Genomic DNA, 22,534 nt, shown 5'->3' with positions numbered 1-22,534 from the left:
TCAACCTGCAGTGAGGAAGCGCACGTAGTCCGCGGCCAACGGCATTGCCTCCATCATCGCGGTGCCGGCCGGCGCGCGGAAGCGGTTGAAGCCCGTGCGCGCGGGCTCCGTCAGGTTTTCGATGTCGAAGCGCTCTACGCCGTCGACCCTGATGGCCGGCGGCAGGATGAGCGCGGGCCGGCGGCCCAGGGTGTCCTGGTTGAAGAGCGACCAGCAGATGGCGCGCAGCACCAGGTCCGAGGGGTTCAGGGTCTTCTCACCGTAGGCGAACGTGGCGCTGTGACGCCCAAGAATGTCTTCTTCAAGGTTGACGGTGTAGAAGCCGCGCTCCTTGCCGGTCTGCGTAATCGTGCCCGTCGCCAGTTCGAGGCCCTGGTTGTCCAGGGTGGCCTGCTGGATGGCCACGCACAGGCGAGTAGCGTATGCGCAGCGGCGGTCGACGCGCTTCACGGCTGGCGCCTGGTCGGCGCGGTACAGGGCTCGGGTCAGGGCGCGGGCTACCAAGTCCCACAGGCTGCCGGACCACCGCGGGTACTGCAGGACGAAGGTGTGGCTGTCCGGCTCGTCCTGCGGGGTTGCGTAGTTCAGCTCGCCGTGGCTTTTGGCGAGGAGCGCGCACTGGTAGTCGGCCATGTACGACTTCTTGGCGTAGGCGATGTCCAGCATGGCCAGTTGGTTGCCGGGGTTGCGTTCCTCGAGCACGCCGGTGTGGACGAAGACTTTGAGCATCAGCCAACCTCCACCGACCAGGTCTGGCCGTACTCGGCGCGGTCGAGGCGCTCGGTGCCGATGAGGGTCATCTTGCCGTCGGCAGCCCAGACCAGGCGGGCGTCCATCAGGCCAGGAAGAATGTCGTGCTCCGTGCCGCGAGTCATATCCAGGAGCCGCGCGCGCAGCACCTGCCGGCCCAGGGCGGGGTCGCGCTCCTCGAGCACGCGCAGCTCGCCAACCCGCGGAGGGAGCTTCTTCAAGTCGTCGCGGTTGAGGTTTCGCCCCTCGTGACGCATCGTTCTGACCTTGACTTTCATACTGTGTCCTTGACCTATTGCGTGTCTAAGAACGAGACGGGTTTAGATGCCCGCGTTTTAGACTGCTCCGGCTTCATGGGAGTGGCTCCGGCGCAGCGCTTGGGGCCTTGGCAGCCTGAATCGCCTCGAAGGTCTCCTGCGTCACGTTTCGCTGCTCGGTGACGGAGGCGATGCGCTTCCAGCGGCTCCAGACGTATTGCGCGTCCGCGGTCATACCTGGCCGGCCGTGGAGCCGGTACACCCGGCCGCTCTCCGTGAGGCAGCTGCCCGTCACAGGGTCGAACCGCTGCACCGCGGAGCAGACTTGCCCCTGACAGTCTTCGCGCGACCATCCGGCCAGGTGGCGCGTCCAGGGCTGGTCCGGGCCGTTCAGCGGAACTTCAAACGCCGCCCAGTCGCTGAGCGTGACGTCCGGTCTGTCCTCAATCGATTCAATGTTCCAAACAGGCATGGCTTCTCCTTGCGCCTGGTGCGGCCAGGCGGCTTTCAATGGTTTTGGGCAAAGCTGCGCCACCGGCCTCGGGGCGGAGACCGCGTTCAGCTGCTGGTGGGGGCCTTACGGCCTGGGGTAGGGGCTGCGGGTGGTCAGGCGGCGGACCTCCGGTAGGCGCGGCACTGGCCGACGACCACCCCAAGGATTTCGAGCTCGCCTTCAGGGACGATGTCCGCGAAGTCGGGATTGGCGGCCTGCAGGTAGAAGCGCCCGCCCGGCTGCTGGCGCAGATGCTTCACGGTCACCTGGCCATCGATGACGGCAACAACGATGTCGCCCACCCGTGTGGGGCAGTTCTTCTGCACAACCACAAGGTCGCCGTCGACTAGGGCCGCGTCCCGCATGGAGTCGCCCTTGACCCTGGCCAGGAATGTGCGGTTGGGGTCCGGGACGAGGTAGTCGTCCAACGTCAGGACCTCGAAGTCGTCATCGTCCTGGCGGGGCTGCGGCAGGCCTGCGCGCACGGCGCCAACAAACGGGCGGGCGAAGAAACGTTTGGTGGGTGCGATGCGGCCCTCGACGCGCTGGACGTATCCAGCTTCCTTGAGCCGGCCGACAAGGTCGAAGACGCTGGCGGTGGAGGACATGCCGACCACTTCGCAGAGCTTGGCCATGGACGGGAACGCGTGGTTGCGCTTCCAGTAGGTCCGGAGCTTCTCCAGGTGCTGCGTGTCGGTCTCGGCCATCTCGTTTTCTCCGGCGAATGTTTGTTCGTTGGAGATACTGTACGGGCATACAGCTACGGCGGCAACCGCTGGTCGGGACTGACCCCTTAACTAAATCAAGTACTTACACGCCGGAACCTAAATCGAGGAGACAGGCTTGACCCAGAATTCTTTAACACCGACACGCGGCGCCGCCCGCGCTACAGCTTGTGCCGTACTCGCGCTGAGCGCAGCTCTATCAGCCACTTCGGACCCGGCCTCCGCAGCTAGCCCCGCGGTGGAGTCGGCCCTGCGGGTATTCGGCATCGGTGACCCTGTGGACCTGTGGAGCTTCGTAATCGTGGCCACGCCTGGCCGGTGCGTCACGGAAATGCAGTACCTGTGGCCCGATATGGGACACATCTCTGGCAGGGGAGCAAACCCGCGCAAGAAATGCGGCGCAATCCCGGGCAGCGCTACCGTGAATTTTCCGATAACCGATGCGCCGTTGAGGGTTCTCTGGGTGGATGAACAAGGCGCCCGACATGACGTGTCGTTCGCCGTGAAGACTCTCCTCGCGGGCAGGACCCTGTACGGCGGAGACCTGACCCTGGAGTTCGTCGACACTCGTGCAAATCTCTACCTGAGCGAGCCCGACAGGTCGCGCTGCAGCGGGCGCATGTGCGCGAAGAGGGCGCCGGTCCTTCTCGACACCAAAGAGTGAGCGGGAATCCGCGGCGACTCCGCGAAACCTTGCCGCCCCCGTACCGAAGCCCGGCATACGCCGGGCTTTTTTACGCCTGTTGGAGCCAGGCCGGGCCTGAGGAGACGCGTATGGAAGAAAGGGCGGCGCCTTCGGATTTCCTGTGGGTAGGTGCCCGCGGCGCGCCCGCACCTCGACGTTTGTCCACTGCATGCGGTACCGGCCGCCGAACGCGCGGGTGCCGCGTCCTATCTTGATTTAGTGCGGGAATCGGTCCACCGAAGATGCACCACTTATCCACAGAAAACACTACCTGTAGTGTCTTGCATGGCAAACCGACCCCAGATATAGTGTTTGCAGGTCGGCAGCGACCTAAAATGAAAAAGCCCACCAGGACTTGGACCTCCTGATGGGCTTGGCAGGAAACCGATACCCGGCGAACCCTGCCCCTTGAACTCACGTTCTCAGCGGATGTGAGGATACCCCGAAGCTTCGGCCGATGGGTATCAGGGTTTTACGTACCGGGCGAATCAGCTGTCTCCAAGGAGGAAACATGGCAGCAAGCAAGAAGCCCGGTCAGAGCACCGGAAACAGTGGCGGCATCTACCAAGAGGTAGGGCCGAAGGGCGGCAAGCGCCCCAACTTCGCAACGGTGGCGGACAACAAGCCGCTACCGCCGACGACCACGCCTGGAGCTGGGTGGACACCTGTGAAGGTGACCCCCGGCAGCAAACGGTAGCAACCCGCGGGAGGTGCTTCGGCCCTCCCGTTTCACATCCAAAGGAACAACATGTTCATCCGAAAAAAGGTGCGTAGCCTCGAGGCACACCTAAAACCATTCGCCCCCTCCGACAGCTTCTACGTTGTGGTCACTGGCCTTGAAGGCCAGCTCTCCGACGTGGCCAAGGTGGGATTCTCCGTGCCGCCCGTGGCTGGGGAGCGCCTGCTGCCCTCCGGCGAGTTCGGCATCGCTAGCCGCCGAAATGCCGATGGCGAAGAAATCGTCCACAAGGACCAGCCCCTTGAGACCCACCACCGGCAACGGGAATGGACCTGGAAGGAGTTCCGCGGCCGCTACGACTACGAGGAGAAGTCCAAGATTGTGGAGGTGCCGTACAAGCGGTATCCCCGCTCCTGGAAGCAGCCGCACGGTGTGGAGTTGCAGGTGCGCACGGCGCCAAACGACGCGTTGGTCATCACGGCCGGCCCGTTCAAGGCGCGCGAGGTAGACCCGGAGCTGCTGCTGAACACGGTCCACATGTTCGTGGAGCTGTTCGGGGAGTGCCGGCTGGTCAAGGAAGACCTGGCCGAAACGGTGCAGGCGCCAGTCCGGCGTCTGAACTGGGAGGTGCTGCCGCCCGGCAAGTACCCGTGGTCGCGGGCTGAGCCGGCAGTGGACCGCGTCATCCGCAGCGTCTCCCCGGGCGACCAGGCCGTCCTCCGGGAGCGGGTCAAGACCATTACGGCATACGAGCCGGACTTCATCGCGGTCGGCCGCAACGGCTTCTCCCGCTACGTGGTCTATGGGTGGGACGAGCACCAGCTTTACGTGCTCGAGAGCACGGAGGTGAACAACGCCACCTATGTCCTCAAGAAGGGCTGGGAGGCTGTTTCGGCCATGACGAAGGCGCAGGTGCTCGACGAAGGCATGCACCACGCGCGTCTGGTGCACCGTGGCACGTGGTGGAAGGGCGTTGGCGACTTGATGCGCGCCGAAGGAATTCAGCTGCCAGGGGCTGGCAGGAAGCGCGCATAAGAATCTGCCCCGCAGTGCGGGGCACTTCTCCTCGAGGTTCTGGGACTGGGGCCGGGGCTTACCGGCCTAGAGCCTGAAGTTCGAGTAGCGCTTCGTCGGCGCCTATCGAAGTGACGACCACCAGGTAAGCTGCAATCGGTGCCGCGGAGCCCGGGCCCGAGCTGGCCTCCCACACCGCCGCCCCGGTCGGATGGCGGTCGCTCACGGAGCTAAGGTAAGGCAACTTGCCGGTGCATGCCTGCACAACGACGGGGGCAAGGGTCGTTCGTGGAAGGATGCCGCTTTGCTTGACCCAGTTCTCTACGCTAGCTCCGCGGATTCGCACGCGACAGGTGTGACCCGCCCACGCTTCAACCTTCAGGACTCCGCCAGCCACGGCTGGCGTGAGGGTGGCGTCTGGTGGCACCTCCGATGAACAGGCCGTCAGAGCGACGACCGATGCAAGGATGAGGTGCTGAAGCAGTATTGGCAGGTTCATCTCGCGTATAGGCCACGCTCGTGCCCCTCCTTAGCCAGCCATCGCGCTAGGCGAAGCCTGCAGCAGTCGAAAAACCTCCTTCTTCAGCGCCGTCGACCTCGCTTGCTTGCCACCAGCTCAACCGTCTGATAACGTATATCCGTTGGCTACATCTAAAACCACATCACTCCACATCACATGCCCCGTCCGCTCCGCAAAACAGCAGCCACGTCACTGAAGATGACGCCCGAGGTCCGTGACCTCTGGGAGCAGTGCGCCGCTGCAGAAAGCCGCAGCCTGACCAATCTCTTTGAAGTCATGGTGCGCGACCGGGCAAAGACTCTGAACCTCCAGCCCCGCACGACCCCCGCGCCGGCTCCTCGCAAGACTGCCACCAAGAACACCAAGAACTGAAAAGCATCCATGGCCCAGAACTTCTCCGAACTCGCCAACTTCCTCTGGTCCGTCGCCGACCTGCTCCGGGGCGACTACAAGCAATCCGACTACGGCAAGGTCATCCTGCCTTTCACGCTGCTGCGCCGGCTGGACTGCGTTCTCGAGGGAACGAAGAAGGACGTGTTGGCCGAGCATGCCAAGCGCAAGGAGAGCGGTGTCAACCTGGACCCGTTCCTGAAGCGCAAGAGCAAGGAAGCGTTCTACAACACCAGTGCCTTCACGCTGCCGGGCCTGCTGGCCGACCAGAAGCACATTCGCCAGAACCTGGTCGCCTACCTGGGCGAGTTCTCCGAAGACGCCCGCGACGTGTTCGAGCGCTTTAAGTTCACCGACCGGGTCGCCGAGCTCGAAGACAAGGACCTGCTGTTTCAGCTGGTGCAAAAGTTCGCCAACATCGACCTGCACCCGGACGTTGTTCCCAACGAAACCATGGGCCTGGTTTTCGAGGAGCTGATTCGAAAGTTCGCGGAGGCCTCCAACGAGACCGCCGGTGAGCACTTCACTCCTCGCGAAGTCATCCAGCTCATCGTCCATTGCCTGTTCGCCGGCGACGACGAGGCACTCTCGAAGCCTGGCGTCGTCCGGTCGATGTACGACCCCACCGCCGGTACCGGCGGCATCCTGTCAGTCGGTGAGGCCGTCGCCCGGTCCATCAACAGTTCCGCGGTTGTTCGCCTTTTTGGCCAGGAGTTGAACCCTGAGTCTTACGCCATTTGCAAAGCAGACATGCTCATCAAGGGGCAGGACCCCAAAAACATCGTGTGCGGCAACACCCTGTCTGCAGACGGTTTCCCCGGCGAAAAGTTCGACTATGGCGCGGCCAATCCTCCTTTTGGCGTGGACTGGAAGAAGGTATTGGATGCGGTCAAGTTGGAGCACGAGAAAAAGGGATTCGCCGGCCGCTTCGGCCCAGGGCTCCCCCGCATTTCTGACGGCTCCCTGCTGTTCCTGATGCACCTGATTTCCAAGATGCGCCCAGCAGCTGAGGGCGGCGGGCGCGTCGGCATTGTCCTCAACGGCTCGCCCCTGTTTACGGGTGACGCCGGCTCTGGCGAGTCTGAAATTCGGCGCTGGGTGCTCGAGAACGACATGCTCGACGCCATCATCGCGCTGCCGAACGACTTGTTCTACAACACGGGAATCGCCACCTACATCTGGATTCTGGATAACCACAAGAAGGCCGACCGCAGAGGCAAGGTCCAGCTGATTGATGCCACGCGCATGTATTCCAAGATGAAGAAGTCCCTTGGCAGCAAGCGCGTCCAAATTTCGGACGAGCAGATTGCCGAAATCGTGAAGGTGTACTCCACGTGCGCCAAGGATGCGACGTTCTCCCTGGAGTTCAAGGAGGCGGTGAAGAACGGCCATGGCGCCGCGCCGGCCGAGGCCGAGCCGCCTCGCATCGTGTCGAAGCTCTTTGACACCAAGTTCTTCGGGTACCGCAAGGTCACCGTAGACCGCCCCCTGGCCGATGGCAAGGAAGGCAAGTTCAAGAAAGGCGAGAAGCCGTACGACAAGGACCTGCGCGACACCGAAACCATCCCGCTCACCGAGTCCATTCCGGCCTACTTCAAGCGAGAGGTGCTGCCGCACGTGCCGGACGCCTGGGTGAACAAGGACGTCAAGGATGATGCGGACGGCCTGGTCGGGAAGGTCGGCTATGAAATCAACTTCAACCGGTACTTCTACGTCTACAAGGCGCCGCGCAAGCCCAAGGTGATTGCCGATGAGATTCTCGAAATGGAGAAGCGTTTTGTGGAGCTTATGAAGGGGGTGGTGGCTTGAGCCAAGGCAACTACTCGAACCTGCCCACTGGATGGCGGACTGTGCCACTCAAGCACGCGGTACAAATCAATCCGGAAGTGCTTCCGGACAGTACTCCGCCTGAAACAGTCTTGTCATACGTGGACATCGCCGCCTTGGAAAACGGCGTGGCGGAACTCGCACCCACAGAAGTCAACTTCGAATCCGCACCGAGTCGAGCGCGAAGAGTTTTGCGTTCTGGCGACACGATTTTGTCAACAGTCCGCACCTACCTCAAAGCGGTTGCTTCCTTCCCAGCGGTGAACACGAATCTCATTGCGTCCACAGGATTCGCCGTACTTAGACCGAATGGCCAGTTGAGCCCCCGGTTCGCTTACTGGGCGGCTCTTGCAGAGCCATTTATTGAAAACGTGGTGGCGAACTCAGATGGCGTGAGCTATCCCGCAATCAACCCAACTCTCCTGGGCACGCTTCCTTTGGCTGTTCCTCCTCCGAATGACCAGCATCGCATCGCCAACTTCCTTGACGACAAAACGGCGCGGATTGATGCGTTGATTGCAGAGAAAGAAGGGCTGATTGGGAAACTGCTGGAATACCTCTACAGCCACGCCTCGGCCCTGATGACGCAAGGTGCGAGTGCCGGCGTCAAGCTGCAGAAGACCAGCTTCCCGGAGTTGGGCAGCATTCCGACGCACTGGGAGGTAAAGCGCCTGAAGTTCCTTGGTGAAGTCAGGTCCGGTGTTGCGAAAGGCAAAGACATCGGCGAGAAATCCACCGTCGCGCTGCCATACCTGCGCGTGGCGAATGTGCAAGACGGCTACGTTGACCTGACCGAGGTGCACAGCATCGAAGTAGCAGAGGCCGAAGCGCAGCGCTACTTGCTGCGCGTTGGCGACGTCCTCATGAACGAAGGCGGCGACAACGACAAGCTCGGTCGCGGCACAGTTTGGCAGGGCCAAATCCACCCGTGCATTCACCAGAACCACGTGTTCGCCGTGCGCCTGAACGACTTGGACCTCGCTGAGTGGGTTGCACGGTTTACGTCCACGGACGCGGCCCGCAGCTATTTCTTCCTCCGGTCGAAGCAGAGCACCAACTTGGCTTCCATTAACCAGTCGAACGTGCGCGAGCTCCCAGTACCCATGCCGCCCGCGGCAGAGCGATGTGCCCTCCTGAAGCAAGTTCGTTCGGCTACATCTCGCGTGCAAGAACTGGTGCAACACGCACAGGAACACATTGAGCGCCTGCGCGAGTACCGCTCCTCCCTGATTTCAGCTGCGGTCACCGGTGAACTGGCCCTGGACGACCGCAAGACCAAAGGTGAGCAGCGCTTGCCGTCTTGAGGTCTAAAAGCACTTAACTACAAAAAGACTGAGGAGAGAGCCCTTGCACCACCTATTGAACATCCTGAACTACTTCGCTGAACTGCGCCACGACCGACACGACGACCCGCTGACCGCGGAATGGAAGTCGAAGCAGTTGCGCGTTTGGGTAGGCCTCTTGGTGCTGCTTGTCGGCTTCGGGCTGAGTGCCGCAGTAGCCAGCTTCCTCGACACCCTGGGTGGCAATGCCATCCTCGGCCCAATGTCAGTGCAATTGCGCCCCACGGTGGCATATCTGGTCACCGGCGGCCTTGGACTCGCCGGTCTCTTCACCTTGTATTCCTGGTGGTCGGTCATTCGCTTCGCGAAGAAACACGGGATTGAATGATGCCGACCACCTCCAACGTGCACACCGAGCGCGTCTTCGAGAACGAGCTGTGCGCCCAGCTCGAAGCCAATGGCTGGTCGGTCAAAACCCACCCGAAGCAGGCGGCGAGCTACTCCAAGGAGTACGCCATCCTGGCCGAAGACCTGCTCGCATTCGTGCAGGAGACCCAGCCCACCGAGTGGGCCAAGTTCAAGCGGTGGCACAACGGCCAGTCCGAAGCCATGTTTATCAAGCGCGTGGCCAAGCAGCTGGACACCCACGGTACGCTCCACCTTCTTCGCCATGGCTTCAAGGACGTGGACGCCAAGTTCTACCTGTGCCAGTTCAAGCCGGCCCACAAGAAGAATCGCAAGCTGCTGGACCTCTTCAAGAAGAACCGGCTGACTGCCGTGCGCCAGCTGCACTACAGCCTGCACAACGAGAAGAGCATTGACCTGGTGCTGTTCGTAAACGGTCTGCCCGTTGCCACCGGTGAGCTCAAAACGGACCTGACCCAGAACATTCAGGACGCCATCACGCAGTACAAGACCGACCGGCTGCCTAAAGACGCAAAATCCAAAGAGCTGGAGCCCCTGCTGCAGTTCAAGACCCGGGCGCTGGTTCATTTCGCTGTGTCCTGCGACATGGTATTCACGACAACCAAGCTGGCCGGCGAAGACACCCACTTCCTGCCCTTCAACATGGGCCGCCCCGACAGCATTGACATGCTGAGCGCCGGCGCGGGCAACCCGGCTGCGCCCTACGACAAGGGCTACTCCACCTACTACCTGTGGGAATACGTGTGGCGCCCGGAGGTTTGGCTGGAAGTCCTTGGCGAGTTCATGCATCTGGAAACCAAGGAAGTCGAGCTGCCCGGCGGCAAGAAAGCCACGAAGGAATCCATCATCTTCCCGCGCTTCCACCAGCTGGTTGTAGTGCAGGAGCTGATTCGCATGGCTGCCCTCGAAGGCCCAGGCAAGGACTACCTGGTCCAGCATTCCGCCGGCTCCGGCAAGTCAAACTCCATCGCCTGGACGGCGCACCGGCTCTCGAACCTCCACGACTCTGCGGACAAAAAGGTCTTTGACACCGTGGTGGTTGTCACCGACCGGCGCGTCCTGGACAAGCAGCTGCAGGACACCATCAGTCAGTTCGAGCACAAGGCCGGCGTGGTGCAGGTCATCAGCGAAAACAGCGCTCAGTTGGCAAAGGCCCTGAACGAGGGCGCGCCCATCGTAGTGACCACACTGCAGAAGTTCGGGTTCATCCTGGACCAGGTCGGCGCGCTCGGTCAACGCAACTTCGCCCTCATCGTGGACGAAGCGCACTCAAGTCAAAGCGGCGCCGCCGCGCGCAAGCTGCGGGAGGCGCTGACCAAGGGCAAGCCGAAACAGACGGCCGTTGTGGTCATTGACGGCGTGGAGGTACAGGTCCAAGCGGATGTCGAAATCGACCCAGAAGACCTGACCTCCGAGGACATGATTGCACTGGCCATTGAGGGCCGCAAGCGTCCCGAAAACGTCAGCTATTTTGCGTTTACAGCCACGCCGAAGTCCAAGACCCTGGAACTGTTCGGGCGCAAGGGCCCGGAAGGCACTCCGGTGCCATTCCACGTCTATTCGATGCGCCAAGCCATCGAGGAGGGGTTCATCCTGGACGTGCTCAAGCACTACACCAGCTACTCCACTTTCTACCAGCTGGGAGCCCTCGCCAACGAGAAGCTGGTGCCCCAGAAGCGCGCCAAGATGGCCCTGGCCCAGTTCGCCAAGCTGCATCCACACAACATCTCCCAGAAGGTCGTCGTCATCGTCGAGCACTTCCGCGAGCATGTCGCTGCCAAGATTGGTGGCCAGGCCAAGGCCATGGTGGTCACCGACAGTCGCAAGGCCGCCGTCCGCTACAAGCTGGCCATCGACAAATACATCAAGGACCAGCGTTACACCGACCTGCGTACGCTGGTCGCTTTCTCCGGCGCGGTGACTGACCCCGATTCAGGACCCGACGAATTCACTGAATCCAACATGAACCCCGGCATCAAGGGCCAGGAGCCCTCCGAGGCGTTCAAGCAGGACGAGTACCGTATCCTGCTGGTGGCCAACAAGTACCAGGTCGGCTTCGACCAGCCCCTGCTGCACACGATGTACGTCGACAAGCGCCTCTCCGGCGTGCTCGCCGTGCAGACCCTGTCCCGGCTGAACCGCATGTACCCGGGCAAGGAAGACACGTTCATTCTGGATTTCGTCAACCGGCCGGCAGAAATCCTCGAGAGCTTCCAGCCCTACTACCGCACGGCCCAGCTTGAGGAAGTCACCGACCCCAATATCGTCCACGAGTTGCTCACAAAGCTGAACAAGGTCGGCGTCTACTACTGGACCGAGGTGGAGAAGTTTTCGGAGGCATTCTTCAACCCCAAGGTCAAGAGCCAGGGGCCGCTGCACGCTGTCCTGAAGCCGGCCTTCGACCGATACCAAGCGCTGGAGGCCGATGAGCAGAAGGACCTCTTCCGCAAGGACCTTGGCTCCTTCCTGCGCCTGTACGAGTTCCTGTCGCAAATCATCCCCTACGACGACCCGGAGCTGGAGAAGCTGTTTGTGTTCGGCAAGTACCTGATGCCGCGCCTCGCCGCGGACATGAAGGACCGGAACAAGCTGGAGCTGGACTCCGACGTCAACCTGACGCACTACCGCCTGCAGAAGGTGGGCGAGCAACAGCTGGACCTGGCCTCGGGCGAAGTGGTAAAGCTGCCCGGCATAGGCGAGGCCGGGACCGGCGCCGCCCCGGAGGACGAGAGAAAGGCGCTGCGCGAGATTGTGGCCAAGATGAACGACCTGTTCTCGGGGCATATCACGGAGTCTGACTTCGTCGGCGCGGTAACCACATGGCAGGGGCACTTGGCCAAGAACGAGAAGCTGGCCGCCCAGGCTCGAAACAACAACGAAGAGCAGTTCGCGATGGGCGACTTCAAGGACGCCTTCACTGACATCGTCATCGAGGCACAGGACGCGCACAACAACATCGCTGACCAGTTGCTCAAAGACGAACGCATCTTCGGCGTGATGCAGAAGATGGTGGCGAGGATGGTTTGGAAGCAATTTCAGCAGCCGGGGGCGTCTCTCTAATGCAAAAAGAGTTACTAGACCGCCTCCGCTACGAATCGGAAGGGCCCGGGTTGGACTTCAAACGGCGGTACCACTTCCTGTCGAAAGACCCGAAGCAGAAGTCGGAGCTGCTGAAAGACATTCTGGCCATGGCCAACGCTTGGCGCCAAGGGGGGGGCCCGGCTTATATCCTGTTGGGTTTCCAGGAGTGCGCGGGCGGCCCGCCTCAGGTCGTTGGCCTAGACGAGCACCTCGACGACGCGCAAATTCAGCAGTTCATTGGCAGCAAAGTACGCCCAAACCTCACGTTCACGTATGAGGAGCTTGAGTACGAGGGGAAGCAAGTCGGGGTCATAACCGTCCCGAAGCAGTCGCGACCCTTCTGGGTTGAAAAAGAGTACGGAGTGGTGCGCCCCAATGTGGTCCTTGTGCGACGCGGGAGCTCCACAGGAGAAGCCGACCCTTTGGAAGTAATGCGCATGCGGGACGACGACCAGGGCCGCGCAGCCAGTAGCTGCGCAGCCTTCAGGCTTCTGGACCTGATGGGGCTACCGTTTAGTTCCGAGTACATCGAGAAACGCGTAGCTTTGGATTTCGGGGACATAAAGAAACTGCCTGACCATAAGGCCCCGCGCAATGCGTATCTGGTGGTCACAATGGTTAACAGTTCCTATTGGCGCGACTTCGCAACCTTCGCGCGCGAGCAGGCCGGTGCTGTTTTGGTTCGATTCGAATTGCAGAACTCATCTCCCTACGCGTTGAATCACGGCAAGTTGGAAGTCAAAGCGGAGGTCGAAGGCGTGGAAGTTCCCATGTTGCAGTACTTTAAGTTCGAAAAAAGGCCCAACCCAGACCACTTCCTTACCGGCGCGCACACGCTAATGCATCAGCAGCAGATTGCGAAGTGGGAGAAGGAACTCTCAATTGACCTAGTGAGTGGCCGCCCCATGGCCGTGTGGCGATTTGAAAAACTGCTGCCTAGCGAGCATCTCACGAGTGACCATGTACTGGCCTTCTTCCCGCCCAAGAGTGGCACCCTTAAGGTCGAGGCCCGTTTACTTGCGGCGGACCAAGCACCCGTCACCCTCCAGGCTGTCATTGAGGTTGAAGTTGAGCACCGGCGAGTGGACTTTCCCGGCCTGCAGCAGCTCGCCGCGGACACCGCGCTCAACGCCGCCGACGACTAGTCCGAGCTCGAGCACCGACAATCTAGCTGCACTGCGACGCCGCCGGGTTAGGCCCGCCCGGGGCAGGGCTCGCGGCCGGAGGGGCGGGGGTCCCCGCAGTTGCACCCCTCTAATTCTTCCAAAACAACTCTAGGCCGCGCCGGCAAAATGGCTGGGAACCCTTATCCGGCGCGGGTTCCAGCTCTTTTTGGGCCATCAGCTGATTAACACCCTTGGTGCCGGGTGTCCGATGGAGAAATGACTTCAGCTTGCCGGGTTGAGGCCGGGATGGGTCTCCTCGCCCCAGTGATACAGCAGCGCGCCGGAGGCGAACATCGCGGCAGCGACAAACCAGAAAGCGGTGACCAGGTTCCCGCCCAGGGTCGCCGCGATGCCCAGCCCCAGGCCGCCGATGCCGTAACCCAGGTCACGCCAGAAGCGATAGATGCCGATGGCCGAAGCCCGCCAGGCGGGATGGGCAATGTCTGCGACGGCGGCGCTCAGGTTCGGATAAAGCATGGCCATTCCCAGGCCGGCGACAGCGGCGGACGCACTCCACCAGGTGGACCCCGCGCCAAGCGGAAAGAGCAGGACGCCGACGCCGCATATCCACATTCCCCAGACATTGAGAACCTGACGACCGACGCGGTCGGACAGCTTGCCCGTGAAGAACTGGGCGCCCCCCCAGGTGAACCCATACACCCCGACGATCCAGCCGATGCCGGGCAGACCCACGCCCTGCTGGTGCAGGTACACCGGCCAGAAGACCCACACCAACGCGTCCACGAACTTTTCCACCAGGCCCGCCTGGCAGAGCGCGGCCATCCGGCGGTCGCGCCAGGTCATGAGGGCGAATATCTCGCGGGTGCCCGGCTCATTGCTGACGCCTGTCGGATACCGCGGGCGAACGGCGGTCTTGCCTGCGTTGGCCCCGGGCCTGGTCTCGGCACGCGCCCAGGGCAGCGTTTCCGCCACGGCCAGCCAGGCCAGCAGCGTAGCCAGACCGATGACAGCGCCGCCGAACCACAGGAGACCCGCTCGCGGGCCAAGGAGGGACGCTGCATAGCCAGTGATGACGGCGGCAAGGGCAACGCCCACGTACCCGGAGAACTCGTTCAGGCCTATGACAAGGCCCCTCTGGTCGGGCGTGGTGATGTCCAGCTTGGATGTTTGCGTCATCGACCAGGTCAGACCCTGATTCACACCGAGCAACACCGTCGCAGCAACAATCCAGCTCCACGAGGGTGCGAACCAGATGATCGGCGGGATGGGCAGCGCCACCAGCCAGCCCAGAAGCAACACCCGACGTCGGCCCATTCGCTCGGCCATCCGGCCCGCGACGAAGTTCATGGCGCCCTTCACGAACCCGAATGCCACCACGAAGGCGACCAGCAGCATGAAGGAGCCGCGCTGCAGCCCGAATTCGCTTTCGGCCAGCGCCGGCACCACGTTGCGCATCATTCCAATCGTCATGCCCACCAGAAGCACCTGCAGGAGCTGCTGCAGGACCTGCGCGAGGTTGGCGCGGATGCCCAATTGCATGGGCCGGGACGTCTTGTGGAATCTGTCGGGCGCCATATTCCGCGCAGGCCTAAACCGGGAACGGCTTGATGCCCGGGCCGGTAGCACTGGCGAGCGCCGGCGTACGTGCCACATTCATCAGCCACGACACCATCACGAAGTAGCCGATCAGCGTTGTGAGTTCGACCACACCCTGCTCGCCGAACTGCTCGCTGGCAACGCCATAGGTGCCGTCACTCACGCCGTGCGTGGCAAGCAATTCACGCGCAAGGTCCAGCGCGATCTCTTCGTCGGCAGGCAATTGCTTCGGGCGAGCGCCAACCCGCAGCGCGTCGAGCGTGGCCTGCGACACACCGGCCTTGAGCGCCAGCGGCTCATGCATCTGCCACTCGAACTGGTTGCTCACATGACGCGACGCCGCGCAGGTCACCAACTCGCGGATGCGGGCGTCGAGCACGCTTTCGAATCTGAGGTACTCGCCGAGCTTCGCCACGCGATCGAGCAATTGCGGGCTGCGCAAGAGCGGCAGGAAGGGTCCATAGACGCCCTTTCGCGGGCCGTCGATCAGCGCCTGGGCGGCACCGCGCTGCTCGTCATTGAGGGTGCTGGCTTCGGGCAGCGGCATGCGCTCTGCGCCCGATCCCTGGGTGTGCGATGAAGAGGGCTTGTCAGCGGGCATGTGGTTTCTCCTGAACGGCCAAAGACATTCGATGGGCTTCGCGCCAGAGCCACGCGGCGCACACCACGAGCGACAAGGCGGCGGCTTGCAGGGCCAGCGTGAGACCGGTCTCGCGAAAGCCGGGCAAGTGCAGCAGCAGCGACGAAAAAACCGGGCCGGCGATTTGGCCGATCGCGAACGCAGCCGTCATGCGCGACACCGCCGCAGTCGGGTCGCCCGTCGTGCGCGCGCGAATCTCCTGCACGCCCGCCAGTGTGACGACCATGAAGGTGCCGCCCACCAGCAGCGCCGACAACGCAATGGTCCAGCCGTTCAACCACACCGAGGGCAACAAGACACCCAAAGCCATCAACACGTTGGAAGCAGCCCAGATTTTCAGCCGCGAGACGCGAATCAGCAGCCATGCGCCCACAACAACCGAGAGCGCAGCCGTCACGCCGAACACCGGCCACGCCAACCCGAAGAGCCGCGGGTCTTCGACGACCGATCGCGCGAGCACCGGCAGGAACGTCGCGGGCAAGATGTAGCCGAAGCCGAGCATGCCGTAGCAGATGACAAGGCCCGTATTGCGGCTGGAAGGCGCCTGACCCACTTTCGGCAGTGTCGCTGCGACGGGTGCTGCAGCCCCCATTCGGGACAGCACCAGCATGACGGGCAGAACCAGCACCGCCGCCAGCGCCCCGAGCTGCAACCAGAGCGATCTCGCAGGGGCCGACAGGCTCGCCCCAGCCAGGCAATAGAGGCCCGCGCCCGCGATGCCCAGCCCCACCCCGGTGTAAACAAAGCTGCTCCACGCGGGCTTGCCGATGCGTGCCAGCGCGCCCAGACACCAGACAGCCGTGGCGATGAAGGCCCACGCGCTGCATACACCAGCGACGAAGCGCAGCGCTCCCCATATCCAGGCGGACACAGGCAGGGCCATCGCCGCCGTGAGCAGCACCGTGAGCACGAGAGCGACCATGCCCAGCCGCAGCGCGCTCCAGCGCAATCGCGGTGCGCTCACTGCGCCGGCAAGGTAGCCCGCATAGTTCGCCGCAGCGACCCAGCCGGCTGCCGCAATGTCGATCTGTCCTTCGCCGATCATCAGCGGCAGCATCGGCGTGAAGGCAAACCGGCCTATGCCCATGGCGACAGCCAGGGACAACGCACCGGCAAGCGCGATGGTCCAGGGCGCGGGTTGGTTCGGGCTCGGGGCAACTTTCGTCACAGCAGCGCGCGCACCCTCTCAGGCGAGACATCGACGAGACAGCGCGTGTGGCCCAGCGGACACTCGCGCTCGAAGCACGGAGCGCAATCGAGCGGCGGCTGGTACGACGCATCGTCCCTGAGCCAGATCACTTGCGCGTTGTCGTTCAAGGGGGGCGTGTGCAGCGGGCTGGACGAGCCGAAAACCGCCACTTGGCGCACGCCGAATGCGGCAGCCACATGCATCAGACCCGAGTCATTGCTGATGACAGCCCGGGCTGACGCAATGATCGCGAACGCATCGGCCAGCGATGTCTTGCCAGCCAGGTTAATGCACTGGCCCGTCCCCGCCGCGTGCGCGATTTCATCGCACAGCGCGGCCTCCTTGGCCGACCCGAGCAAGACGGCAGGCGCATCGAGCTGGCGTGCCAGTTCCGTGAAGTGGATGGCGGGCCAGCGTTTGGCTGGGCCGAACTCGGCGCCGGGCGCAAAGACGTAATAGCCGCGTGCTTCGAGCCCCGCATGGGTGAGCGCATGAGTGATCGCCTTCGCATCCAGCACGAGCCGGGGTCGGTCGGCTTCCAGGCCGTCCCGCTCGCCGCTCAGTGCCGAGTAGAACGCGACCATCGGCGGCTTGCTCTTTGGGTTCTTCAGGCGGTGCGTGAGCAAACCCACACGCGACTCGCCCAGGTAGCCGACCCGCTTGGGGATGCTCGCCAGAAACGGCAGCAAGGCGCTCTTGAGCGAATTCGGCAGGACATAGGCGGTGTCGAACCGCCCCTGCACCTGTTTGGCGATGGCGCGGCGCGCCTTGAATTGCAAGCCGCCATGCTGGAACGGAAATTCAATGACGTCGTGCACCTGAGGCATCGCGCGGTACACAGGGGCGACCCATGGCAAGGCGCCGACGGTGAGCGTTTCGCCGCGCTGGTGCAACCGGCGCAGCAGCGGCTCGGTCATCACGGCATCGCCTATCCATTGCGGGGCGATGATGAGGGATGCCGTCAAGAGGGTGTCATTGCGGAGCTGATCCGCAATCCATGCCTTCTGGCGCTGGCGCCGTAGCCGCTGCGCGGTGGATGCCGGATCGAGTCCGGCATGACAGCCATTCCGATGCCCGGACCTGTGCAGTCCGGCATGACAGCATTTTTAGTGCCCGCCACCGAAGTGCTCGCCCGCCTTCAGCCGGTAAACCGTGCCGCAATACGAGCATTTGCCTTCGCCGGTCGAAGCAACGTCCAGGTAAACGCGCGGATGCGTGTTCCAGACCTTCATGCCCGCGACAGGGCTTGGGCAATACACACCGCCATTGGCATTCAGGTCGGTCGCCAGCAGCTCGACGACTGCCTGCTTGTGTTCGGTGGTAGCCATGTTCAGACCTTGGTCAGCCAGTGGGCGTACTTGGGATTGCGGCCGTTCACGATGTCGAAGAACGCGGTCTGCACCTTCTCGGTGATCGGGCCGCGCGAACCCGCGCCCAGCTCGATGCGGTCGAGTTCGCGGATCGGCGTGACTTCTGCGGCGGTGCCGGTGAAGAACGCTTCGTCGCAGATATAGACCTCATCGCGCGTCAGGCGCTTCTGCACGACTTCCAGGCCCAGGTCCTTGGCAATGTGGAACACGGTGTTGCGCGTGATGCCGTTGAGCGCACCGGCGGACAGGTCGGGGGTGTAGATCACGCCGTCCTTGACCACGAAGATGTTCTCGCCTGCACCTTCGGACACGAAGCCTGATGCGTCCAGCAGCAGTGCTTCGTCGTAGCCGTCGTCCAGCGCTTCCATGTTGGCCAGGATGGAGTTGGTGTAGTTGCTCACCGCCTTGGCCTGCGTCATCGTGATGTTGACGTGGTGGCGGGTGTAGCTGGAGGTCTTGACGCGAATGCCGCGCTTCATGCCTTCTTCGCCGAGGTACGCGCCCCAGGCCCAGGCCGCGACCATCAGGTGAATCTGGTTGCCCCGGGGGCTAACACCCAGCTTTTGCGAACCGATCCAGGTCAGCGGGCGCAGGTAGCCGCTTTCGAGATTGTTGGCCTTGACCACCGCACGCTGCGCCTCATTGACCTCGTCCTTGGTGAACGGAATGCTCATGCGCAGGATCTTGGCGCTATTGAACAGGCGGTCGGTATGCTCCTGCAGGCGGAAAATCGCCGTACCGTCGTTGGTCTTGTAGGCGCGCAAGCCTTCGAATGCGCCGCAACCGTAGTGCAGGGTGTGGCTCAGGACGTGGATCTTGGCGTCGCGCCATTCCACCATCTCGCCATCCATCCAGATCTTGCCGTCGCGGTCGGCCATGCTGGGTACAACGCTCATATCAATCCTTCGGGTTCAGTCGAACTGCGGATTTTACGGCGCGTCACCTTCAGGGGTTCCAGGAGAACTTTCGGGCTGCTCTGGCGGGCGCACCAGCTCCCATTTGGCGAGCCGGCCATTCACGAATTCGCAGGTGACATGCGAATCGCCGTCGTCGGTCCAGCGAAACACCTCGGGCTGCGCGTCCGGCTGCGACAGCAGCTCGCCGAGCGAGCCGGTCATCGACATGACGTGCAGCAGGTTCACGCCCGGCTTGAGCTTGGTGTGGAGCATCACCGCGCTGCCGACGCGCCCCTTGGGCCTGTCAGCCGCCTTCTTGAGCACATGCATCAGCCGGTTGAAATGCAGCAGCGCCCAGGTCACCATGCCGGTGGCCACGATGGCCACACCGGCCCAACCGGCCGCGCGCCACGCGCCGGCCACCAGGATCACGCCCGCGATGGGATATGCAATTTGACGCCAGTTCATGGCGCGATTGTCACTGCTGCCAGTTGCAGGGCACCTGCGGCAAGTGCGTAGGGCCGGCCTTGATTCATCCCAGGCTCCGCACGACTTCCATCGCCTCCTCGATGCGCTCGACCGGATGGATCGTGAGCCCCTCGATGTCGCGGCTGCCTTTCTTGGGCGCGTTGGCCTTGGGCACGACTGCCACCGAGAACCCGAGTTTCGCGGCTTCGCGCAAGCGCTCCTGTCCGCGCGGCGCGGGTCGCACTTCCCCGGCGAGCCCCACTTCGCCAAAGGCAATGAATCCCTTGGGCAGTGCGCGCCCGCGCAGGCTCGATGTAATCGCCAGCATCACCGACAAGTCGGCAGCAGGCTCGGAAATTCGCACGCCACCGACGGCGTTGACGAATACGTCCTGGTCCATGCAGGCCACACCCGCGTGCCGATGAAGCACCGCCAGCAGCATCGCCAGGCGATCGCGATCCAGGCCGACCGACAGGCGGCGCGGACTCGGCCCGCCGCTATCGACCAGCGCCTGGATTTCAACCAGCATGGGCCGTGTGCCTTCCAGGGTCACCAGCACACAACTGCCGGGCACCGGTTCTGCATGCTGCGACAGAAAGATCGCGCTGGGGTTGGAGACGCCCTTCAATCCCTTTTCGGTCATCGCGAAAACGCCGATCTCGTTCACGGCGCCAAAGCGGTTCTTGATCGCGCGCACCAGACGAAAACTCGAATGCGTATCGCCCTCGAAATACAGCACCGTATCGACCATGTGCTCCAGCACGCGCGGCCCCGCGAGTGCGCCCTCTTTTGTGACGTGTCCCACGAGGACGATGCAGGTTCCACCGGCCTTGGCAGCGCGCGTCAGATGCGCTGCGCATTCACGCACCTGCGCAACCGAGCCGGGCGCGGACGTGAGCTGGTCGGAGTACACAGTCTGGATCGAGTCGATCACCGCGACCGCAGGCTTGGTCGATGCAATCGTCGCGAGAATTTTTTCGAGCTGGATCTCGGCCAGCACGCTGACCTGCGAACGGTCCAGCCCCAGCCTGCGTGATCGCAACGCGACTTGCGCCCCGCTCTCTTCGCCCGTCACATAGAGCGTTGGAACGCCTGCGCGCTGCAGGCCGTCTAGCGCCTGCAGCAGCAAGGTCGATTTGCCGATGCCCGGATCGCCGCCAATCAGCACCACGCCGCCTTCGACAATGCCGCCGCCCAGCACGCGGTCGAGTTCTGAAATGCCCGTGGGCGTGCGGTCGATCTCGCTGGCTTCGATGTCGGCCAGCACGGCGACTTCGGCGGTTTTGGCGAGTGATGCGAACCGGTTTTTTGCGACGGCGGAGGGTGTTTCAGCCGCCGTCTCAATCAGCGTGTTCCATGCCTCGCAGTGCGGGCACTTGCCCAGCCAGCGAGGGCTGGTGCCCCCGCATTCGGTGCATGAGTAGATTGTCTTTTCCTTGGCCATCGGCCAAGTGTAGGCGTGGGAGGTGCGCTCAGCGCTGCGCCGGGCCGCTCGCCATGGCCTGGAACCGCTGCATGTTGGCCTGGTCCACTTGCGCGATCTGCTCCGCAGGCGCAAGCGACACCCAATGCCCGATGTAGCTATTGAGGTACCCCACCAGCTGCTTCCCGTCAACAGGCTTCAAGTCCCGCTGCTGACGGCTCTGATCGAGGTTGAACTGCTCGATCGACCGATCGACCTGTTGGGCCAGCATCTGCAAGTGGACGCCACATGAGTTGGGTGTGTTGTCTTGCAAGCCATGCTCGCAAAGCAGCACTTGCGCCTGCCCCATCCCGGAGAGCGCGTGTTGCAACTGCTTTAGTGCGTGACCCGGTCGATGGTCCGTGACACTGTCAAAGAGGACGGCCTGGAATCCCGCAGGGTTCGCGGCGTCCTTGACCAGAAAGAGCGTGAGCCAGTGCCCGTCATTGTGGATAGGGATCAAGGCGGGCGTTCCGGTTTCCGCCACCTTGAGAGCATCCTGAATGAGCAATTCGTCGAAGTGCTCCGCGACCCCGTCCTGCGGCCCTGCGCCGAGATCAATGACGGCGCGACTCTCCAGGTTCTGCAGCGTGCGGCCAATGGCCTGGAACTCGTCATCGGCGACCATTCGCGCCCGGTTGACCAGGCTCCGCTCCTGAAAGTGGAATCTCTTGGCCTGCAGTTGCGCATCCAGCGCGAGATGCGCCTGATGCTCAAGGAGGTCCAGTGCCTTGATCCGTGCAGGTTCGGTTTTCGCTTGAACAAGCCTGTCCCGCTCGGCATGTGCCGCTCGACCGGCAAGGTACAAGACACAGGCGGGGGCCGTTTTGGGATTGCCCTGAAAACAGGCGATGGCCTTGTCGCCCAGTTCCTTGCGGACGGCTGCTGCCTCTTGTGAATTCAGTTCGGGCGCATTCGGCACGAGGCTGCCCGGATTGCCATAGGCGTTGATCAGCATCTGCCGGGCGCCTGCGGCCTGCTGCGCATTGCTGCCCGTGATCTGCTGGAACAGGCGCGCGATCGCTTGCGATCTGAGGGTTTTGGCTGCCTCGGCAGAACCCGCCGCAGCCACGGGGACTTCCCGCGGACGCTCATGCGGAGGTGGCCTCTTGATCTCTTCATCGATCGGTAGACGCTCGGCACGCGCCCAACCGCTGGGGATATCGATTGCGATGCCGTGGATGCCAGCAAGGTCCCGCAGGCGATCGACCACTTCATCGGGCAGGCCTGGCGGCAACTGGATTCGCTCGCCGGGCAGATCGATCACGAAATCTGCAATGAACTCGGCAGTTGCGTCGACATGCGCGCGGACTTCAGGCGACGCCTTGCTTCCAGATCCTTCAGCCCACTGCTGGATGCCGCTGCGCATGTCCACGTTGAATGCACTGGCATCGGCGCTCCTGGGCAGCGGCGGCGGGGGTTGCTTTTGCTCTGCCTTCCTGGGTGTCGGGCTGCGTGTATATCGGCTGAGCGGATTCATGGGTAACTCCTGGCATGCATTGGCGGCTAACTGGGGGGAAGCGGAACGTCCGCTCGATCAAACAGTCAGTAACAGGGCAGTGGGTTCAGTTCCACTGCGCATGCCTCAGGCCTCGTGCGACGCCATACGGACTCGATAGACAAGGCAAAGCGATTCATTTAACATATTAAATGAAT

The 22,534-nt window shown here is 62.7% G+C and carries 23 protein-coding genes; 9 read left to right on the top strand and 14 right to left on the bottom strand.

The window, feature by feature from the left end:
- From AQ12_RS01510 to AQ12_RS01495, 4 genes are all read right to left on the bottom strand, one after another.
- A complete protein-coding gene (locus AQ12_RS01510) occupies positions 1–729 on the bottom strand; it encodes a hypothetical protein (protein ID WP_048438061.1) in 729 nt (242 codons plus the stop codon).
- Positions 729–1,028 (bottom strand): hypothetical protein, encoded by a 300-nt coding sequence (locus AQ12_RS01505; RefSeq protein WP_082151353.1) that lies wholly within the window; start codon positions 1,026–1,028, stop codon positions 729–731. The genes AQ12_RS01510 and AQ12_RS01505 overlap by 1 nt, the downstream gene beginning before the upstream one ends.
- A gap of 73 nt (positions 1,029–1,101) precedes the next feature.
- Positions 1,102–1,479, bottom strand: a complete 378-nt coding sequence (locus AQ12_RS01500; protein ID WP_053076498.1) for a hypothetical protein — start codon at positions 1,477–1,479, stop codon at positions 1,102–1,104.
- A 134-nt stretch (positions 1,480–1,613) separates the two neighbouring features.
- Positions 1,614–2,207 (bottom strand): LexA family transcriptional regulator, encoded by a 594-nt coding sequence (locus tag AQ12_RS01495; RefSeq protein ID WP_048438059.1) that lies wholly within the window; start codon positions 2,205–2,207, stop codon positions 1,614–1,616.
- A 136-nt stretch (positions 2,208–2,343) separates the two neighbouring features.
- Between AQ12_RS01495 and AQ12_RS01490 the strand changes: the two genes are divergently transcribed.
- The 3 genes from AQ12_RS01490 (at position 2,344) to AQ12_RS01485 (ending at position 4,624) form a co-directional block, all read left to right on the top strand.
- Entirely contained in the window at positions 2,344–2,889 is a 546-nt protein-coding gene (locus AQ12_RS01490) for a hypothetical protein (protein WP_152682627.1), read from the top strand.
- A 532-nt stretch (positions 2,890–3,421) separates the two neighbouring features.
- On the top strand, positions 3,422–3,607 hold the full coding sequence (locus AQ12_RS22355) for a hypothetical protein (protein ID WP_082151352.1): 186 nt from the start codon (positions 3,422–3,424) through the stop codon (positions 3,605–3,607).
- A 51-nt stretch (positions 3,608–3,658) separates the two neighbouring features.
- Complete coding sequence (locus AQ12_RS01485) at positions 3,659–4,624, top strand: hypothetical protein (RefSeq protein ID WP_048438057.1); 966 nt, start codon at positions 3,659–3,661, stop codon at positions 4,622–4,624.
- Between the two features lie 58 nt (positions 4,625–4,682).
- Here the strand turns inward: AQ12_RS01485 and AQ12_RS01480 are convergent, their stop codons facing one another.
- Entirely contained in the window at positions 4,683–5,102 is a 420-nt protein-coding gene (locus AQ12_RS01480) for a hypothetical protein (protein WP_048438056.1), read from the bottom strand.
- A gap of 177 nt (positions 5,103–5,279) precedes the next feature.
- Here AQ12_RS01480 and AQ12_RS01475 point away from each other — a divergent pair, with 177 nt between their 5' ends.
- From AQ12_RS01475 to AQ12_RS01450, 6 genes are read left to right on the top strand one after another with little or no spacing between them, the layout of a single operon-like run.
- Entirely contained in the window at positions 5,280–5,495 is a 216-nt protein-coding gene (locus AQ12_RS01475; RefSeq protein ID WP_048438055.1) for a hypothetical protein, read from the top strand.
- A gap of 9 nt (positions 5,496–5,504) precedes the next feature.
- Positions 5,505–7,322 (top strand): class I SAM-dependent DNA methyltransferase, encoded by a 1,818-nt coding sequence (locus AQ12_RS01470; protein ID WP_048438054.1) that lies wholly within the window; start codon positions 5,505–5,507, stop codon positions 7,320–7,322.
- Positions 7,319–8,644 carry a restriction endonuclease subunit S gene (locus AQ12_RS01465; protein WP_048438053.1) on the top strand — a complete coding sequence of 442 codons (1,326 nt, stop codon included), beginning with the start codon at positions 7,319–7,321 and terminating at the stop codon, positions 8,642–8,644. Before AQ12_RS01470 ends, AQ12_RS01465 begins: the two co-directional genes overlap by 4 nt.
- Positions 8,645–8,687: 43 nt before the next feature.
- Positions 8,688–9,011 carry a hypothetical protein gene (locus tag AQ12_RS01460; RefSeq protein WP_152682626.1) on the top strand — a complete coding sequence of 108 codons (324 nt, stop codon included), beginning with the start codon at positions 8,688–8,690 and terminating at the stop codon, positions 9,009–9,011.
- A complete protein-coding gene (locus tag AQ12_RS01455) occupies positions 9,008–12,109 on the top strand; it encodes a type I restriction endonuclease subunit R (RefSeq protein ID WP_238587619.1) in 3,102 nt (1,033 codons plus the stop codon). The genes AQ12_RS01460 and AQ12_RS01455 overlap by 4 nt, the downstream gene beginning before the upstream one ends.
- 50 nt (positions 12,110–12,159) lie before the next feature.
- Positions 12,160–13,275, top strand: coding sequence for a helix-turn-helix domain-containing protein (locus tag AQ12_RS01450; RefSeq protein ID WP_161798968.1), 1,116 nt, complete (start codon positions 12,160–12,162; stop codon positions 13,273–13,275).
- Positions 13,276–13,518: 243 nt separating this feature from the next.
- On the opposite strand, the gene AQ12_RS01445 is transcribed toward AQ12_RS01450, so the two are convergent.
- From AQ12_RS01445 to AQ12_RS01405, 9 genes are all read right to left on the bottom strand, one after another.
- Positions 13,519–14,796, bottom strand: coding sequence for an MFS transporter (locus tag AQ12_RS01445; protein ID WP_193387943.1), 1,278 nt, complete (start codon positions 14,794–14,796; stop codon positions 13,519–13,521).
- 49 nt (positions 14,797–14,845) lie between these two features.
- Entirely contained in the window at positions 14,846–15,454 is a 609-nt protein-coding gene (locus AQ12_RS01440; RefSeq protein ID WP_048438048.1) for a carboxymuconolactone decarboxylase family protein, read from the bottom strand.
- The gene (locus tag AQ12_RS01435) at positions 15,444–16,661 is read right to left on the bottom strand and encodes a YbfB/YjiJ family MFS transporter (protein WP_048438047.1); all 1,218 of its coding nucleotides are present in this window, start codon (positions 16,659–16,661) and stop codon (positions 15,444–15,446) included. Before AQ12_RS01435 ends, AQ12_RS01440 begins: the two co-directional genes overlap by 11 nt.
- A complete protein-coding gene (gene waaF, locus AQ12_RS01430; protein ID WP_082151351.1) occupies positions 16,658–17,647 on the bottom strand; it encodes a lipopolysaccharide heptosyltransferase II in 990 nt (329 codons plus the stop codon). Before waaF ends, AQ12_RS01435 begins: the two co-directional genes overlap by 4 nt.
- A 141-nt stretch (positions 17,648–17,788) precedes the next feature.
- On the bottom strand, positions 17,789–18,010 hold the full coding sequence (locus AQ12_RS01425) for a zinc-finger domain-containing protein (protein ID WP_048438046.1): 222 nt from the start codon (positions 18,008–18,010) through the stop codon (positions 17,789–17,791).
- Positions 18,011–18,012: 2 nt separating this feature from the next.
- Entirely contained in the window at positions 18,013–18,948 is a 936-nt protein-coding gene (locus tag AQ12_RS01420; protein ID WP_048438045.1) for a branched-chain amino acid transaminase, read from the bottom strand.
- Between the two features lie 33 nt (positions 18,949–18,981).
- Positions 18,982–19,416 carry a hypothetical protein gene (locus AQ12_RS01415; protein ID WP_048438044.1) on the bottom strand — a complete coding sequence of 145 codons (435 nt, stop codon included), beginning with the start codon at positions 19,414–19,416 and terminating at the stop codon, positions 18,982–18,984.
- 64 nt (positions 19,417–19,480) lie between these two features.
- Positions 19,481–20,860, bottom strand: a complete 1,380-nt coding sequence (radA, locus tag AQ12_RS01410; RefSeq protein WP_048438043.1) for a DNA repair protein RadA — start codon at positions 20,858–20,860, stop codon at positions 19,481–19,483.
- A 28-nt stretch (positions 20,861–20,888) separates the two neighbouring features.
- Positions 20,889–22,115, bottom strand: coding sequence for a hypothetical protein (locus AQ12_RS01405; protein WP_152682625.1), 1,227 nt, complete (start codon positions 22,113–22,115; stop codon positions 20,889–20,891).
- Positions 22,116–22,534: the final 419 nt, after the last annotated feature.

Source organism: Caenimonas sp. SL110, assembly GCF_001044395.1.
Lineage (GTDB): Bacteria > Pseudomonadota > Gammaproteobacteria > Burkholderiales > Burkholderiaceae_C > Ramlibacter.
The sequence above is the reverse complement of the archived record's forward strand: the minus strand, read 5'-3'. Positions and strand labels throughout refer to the sequence as shown.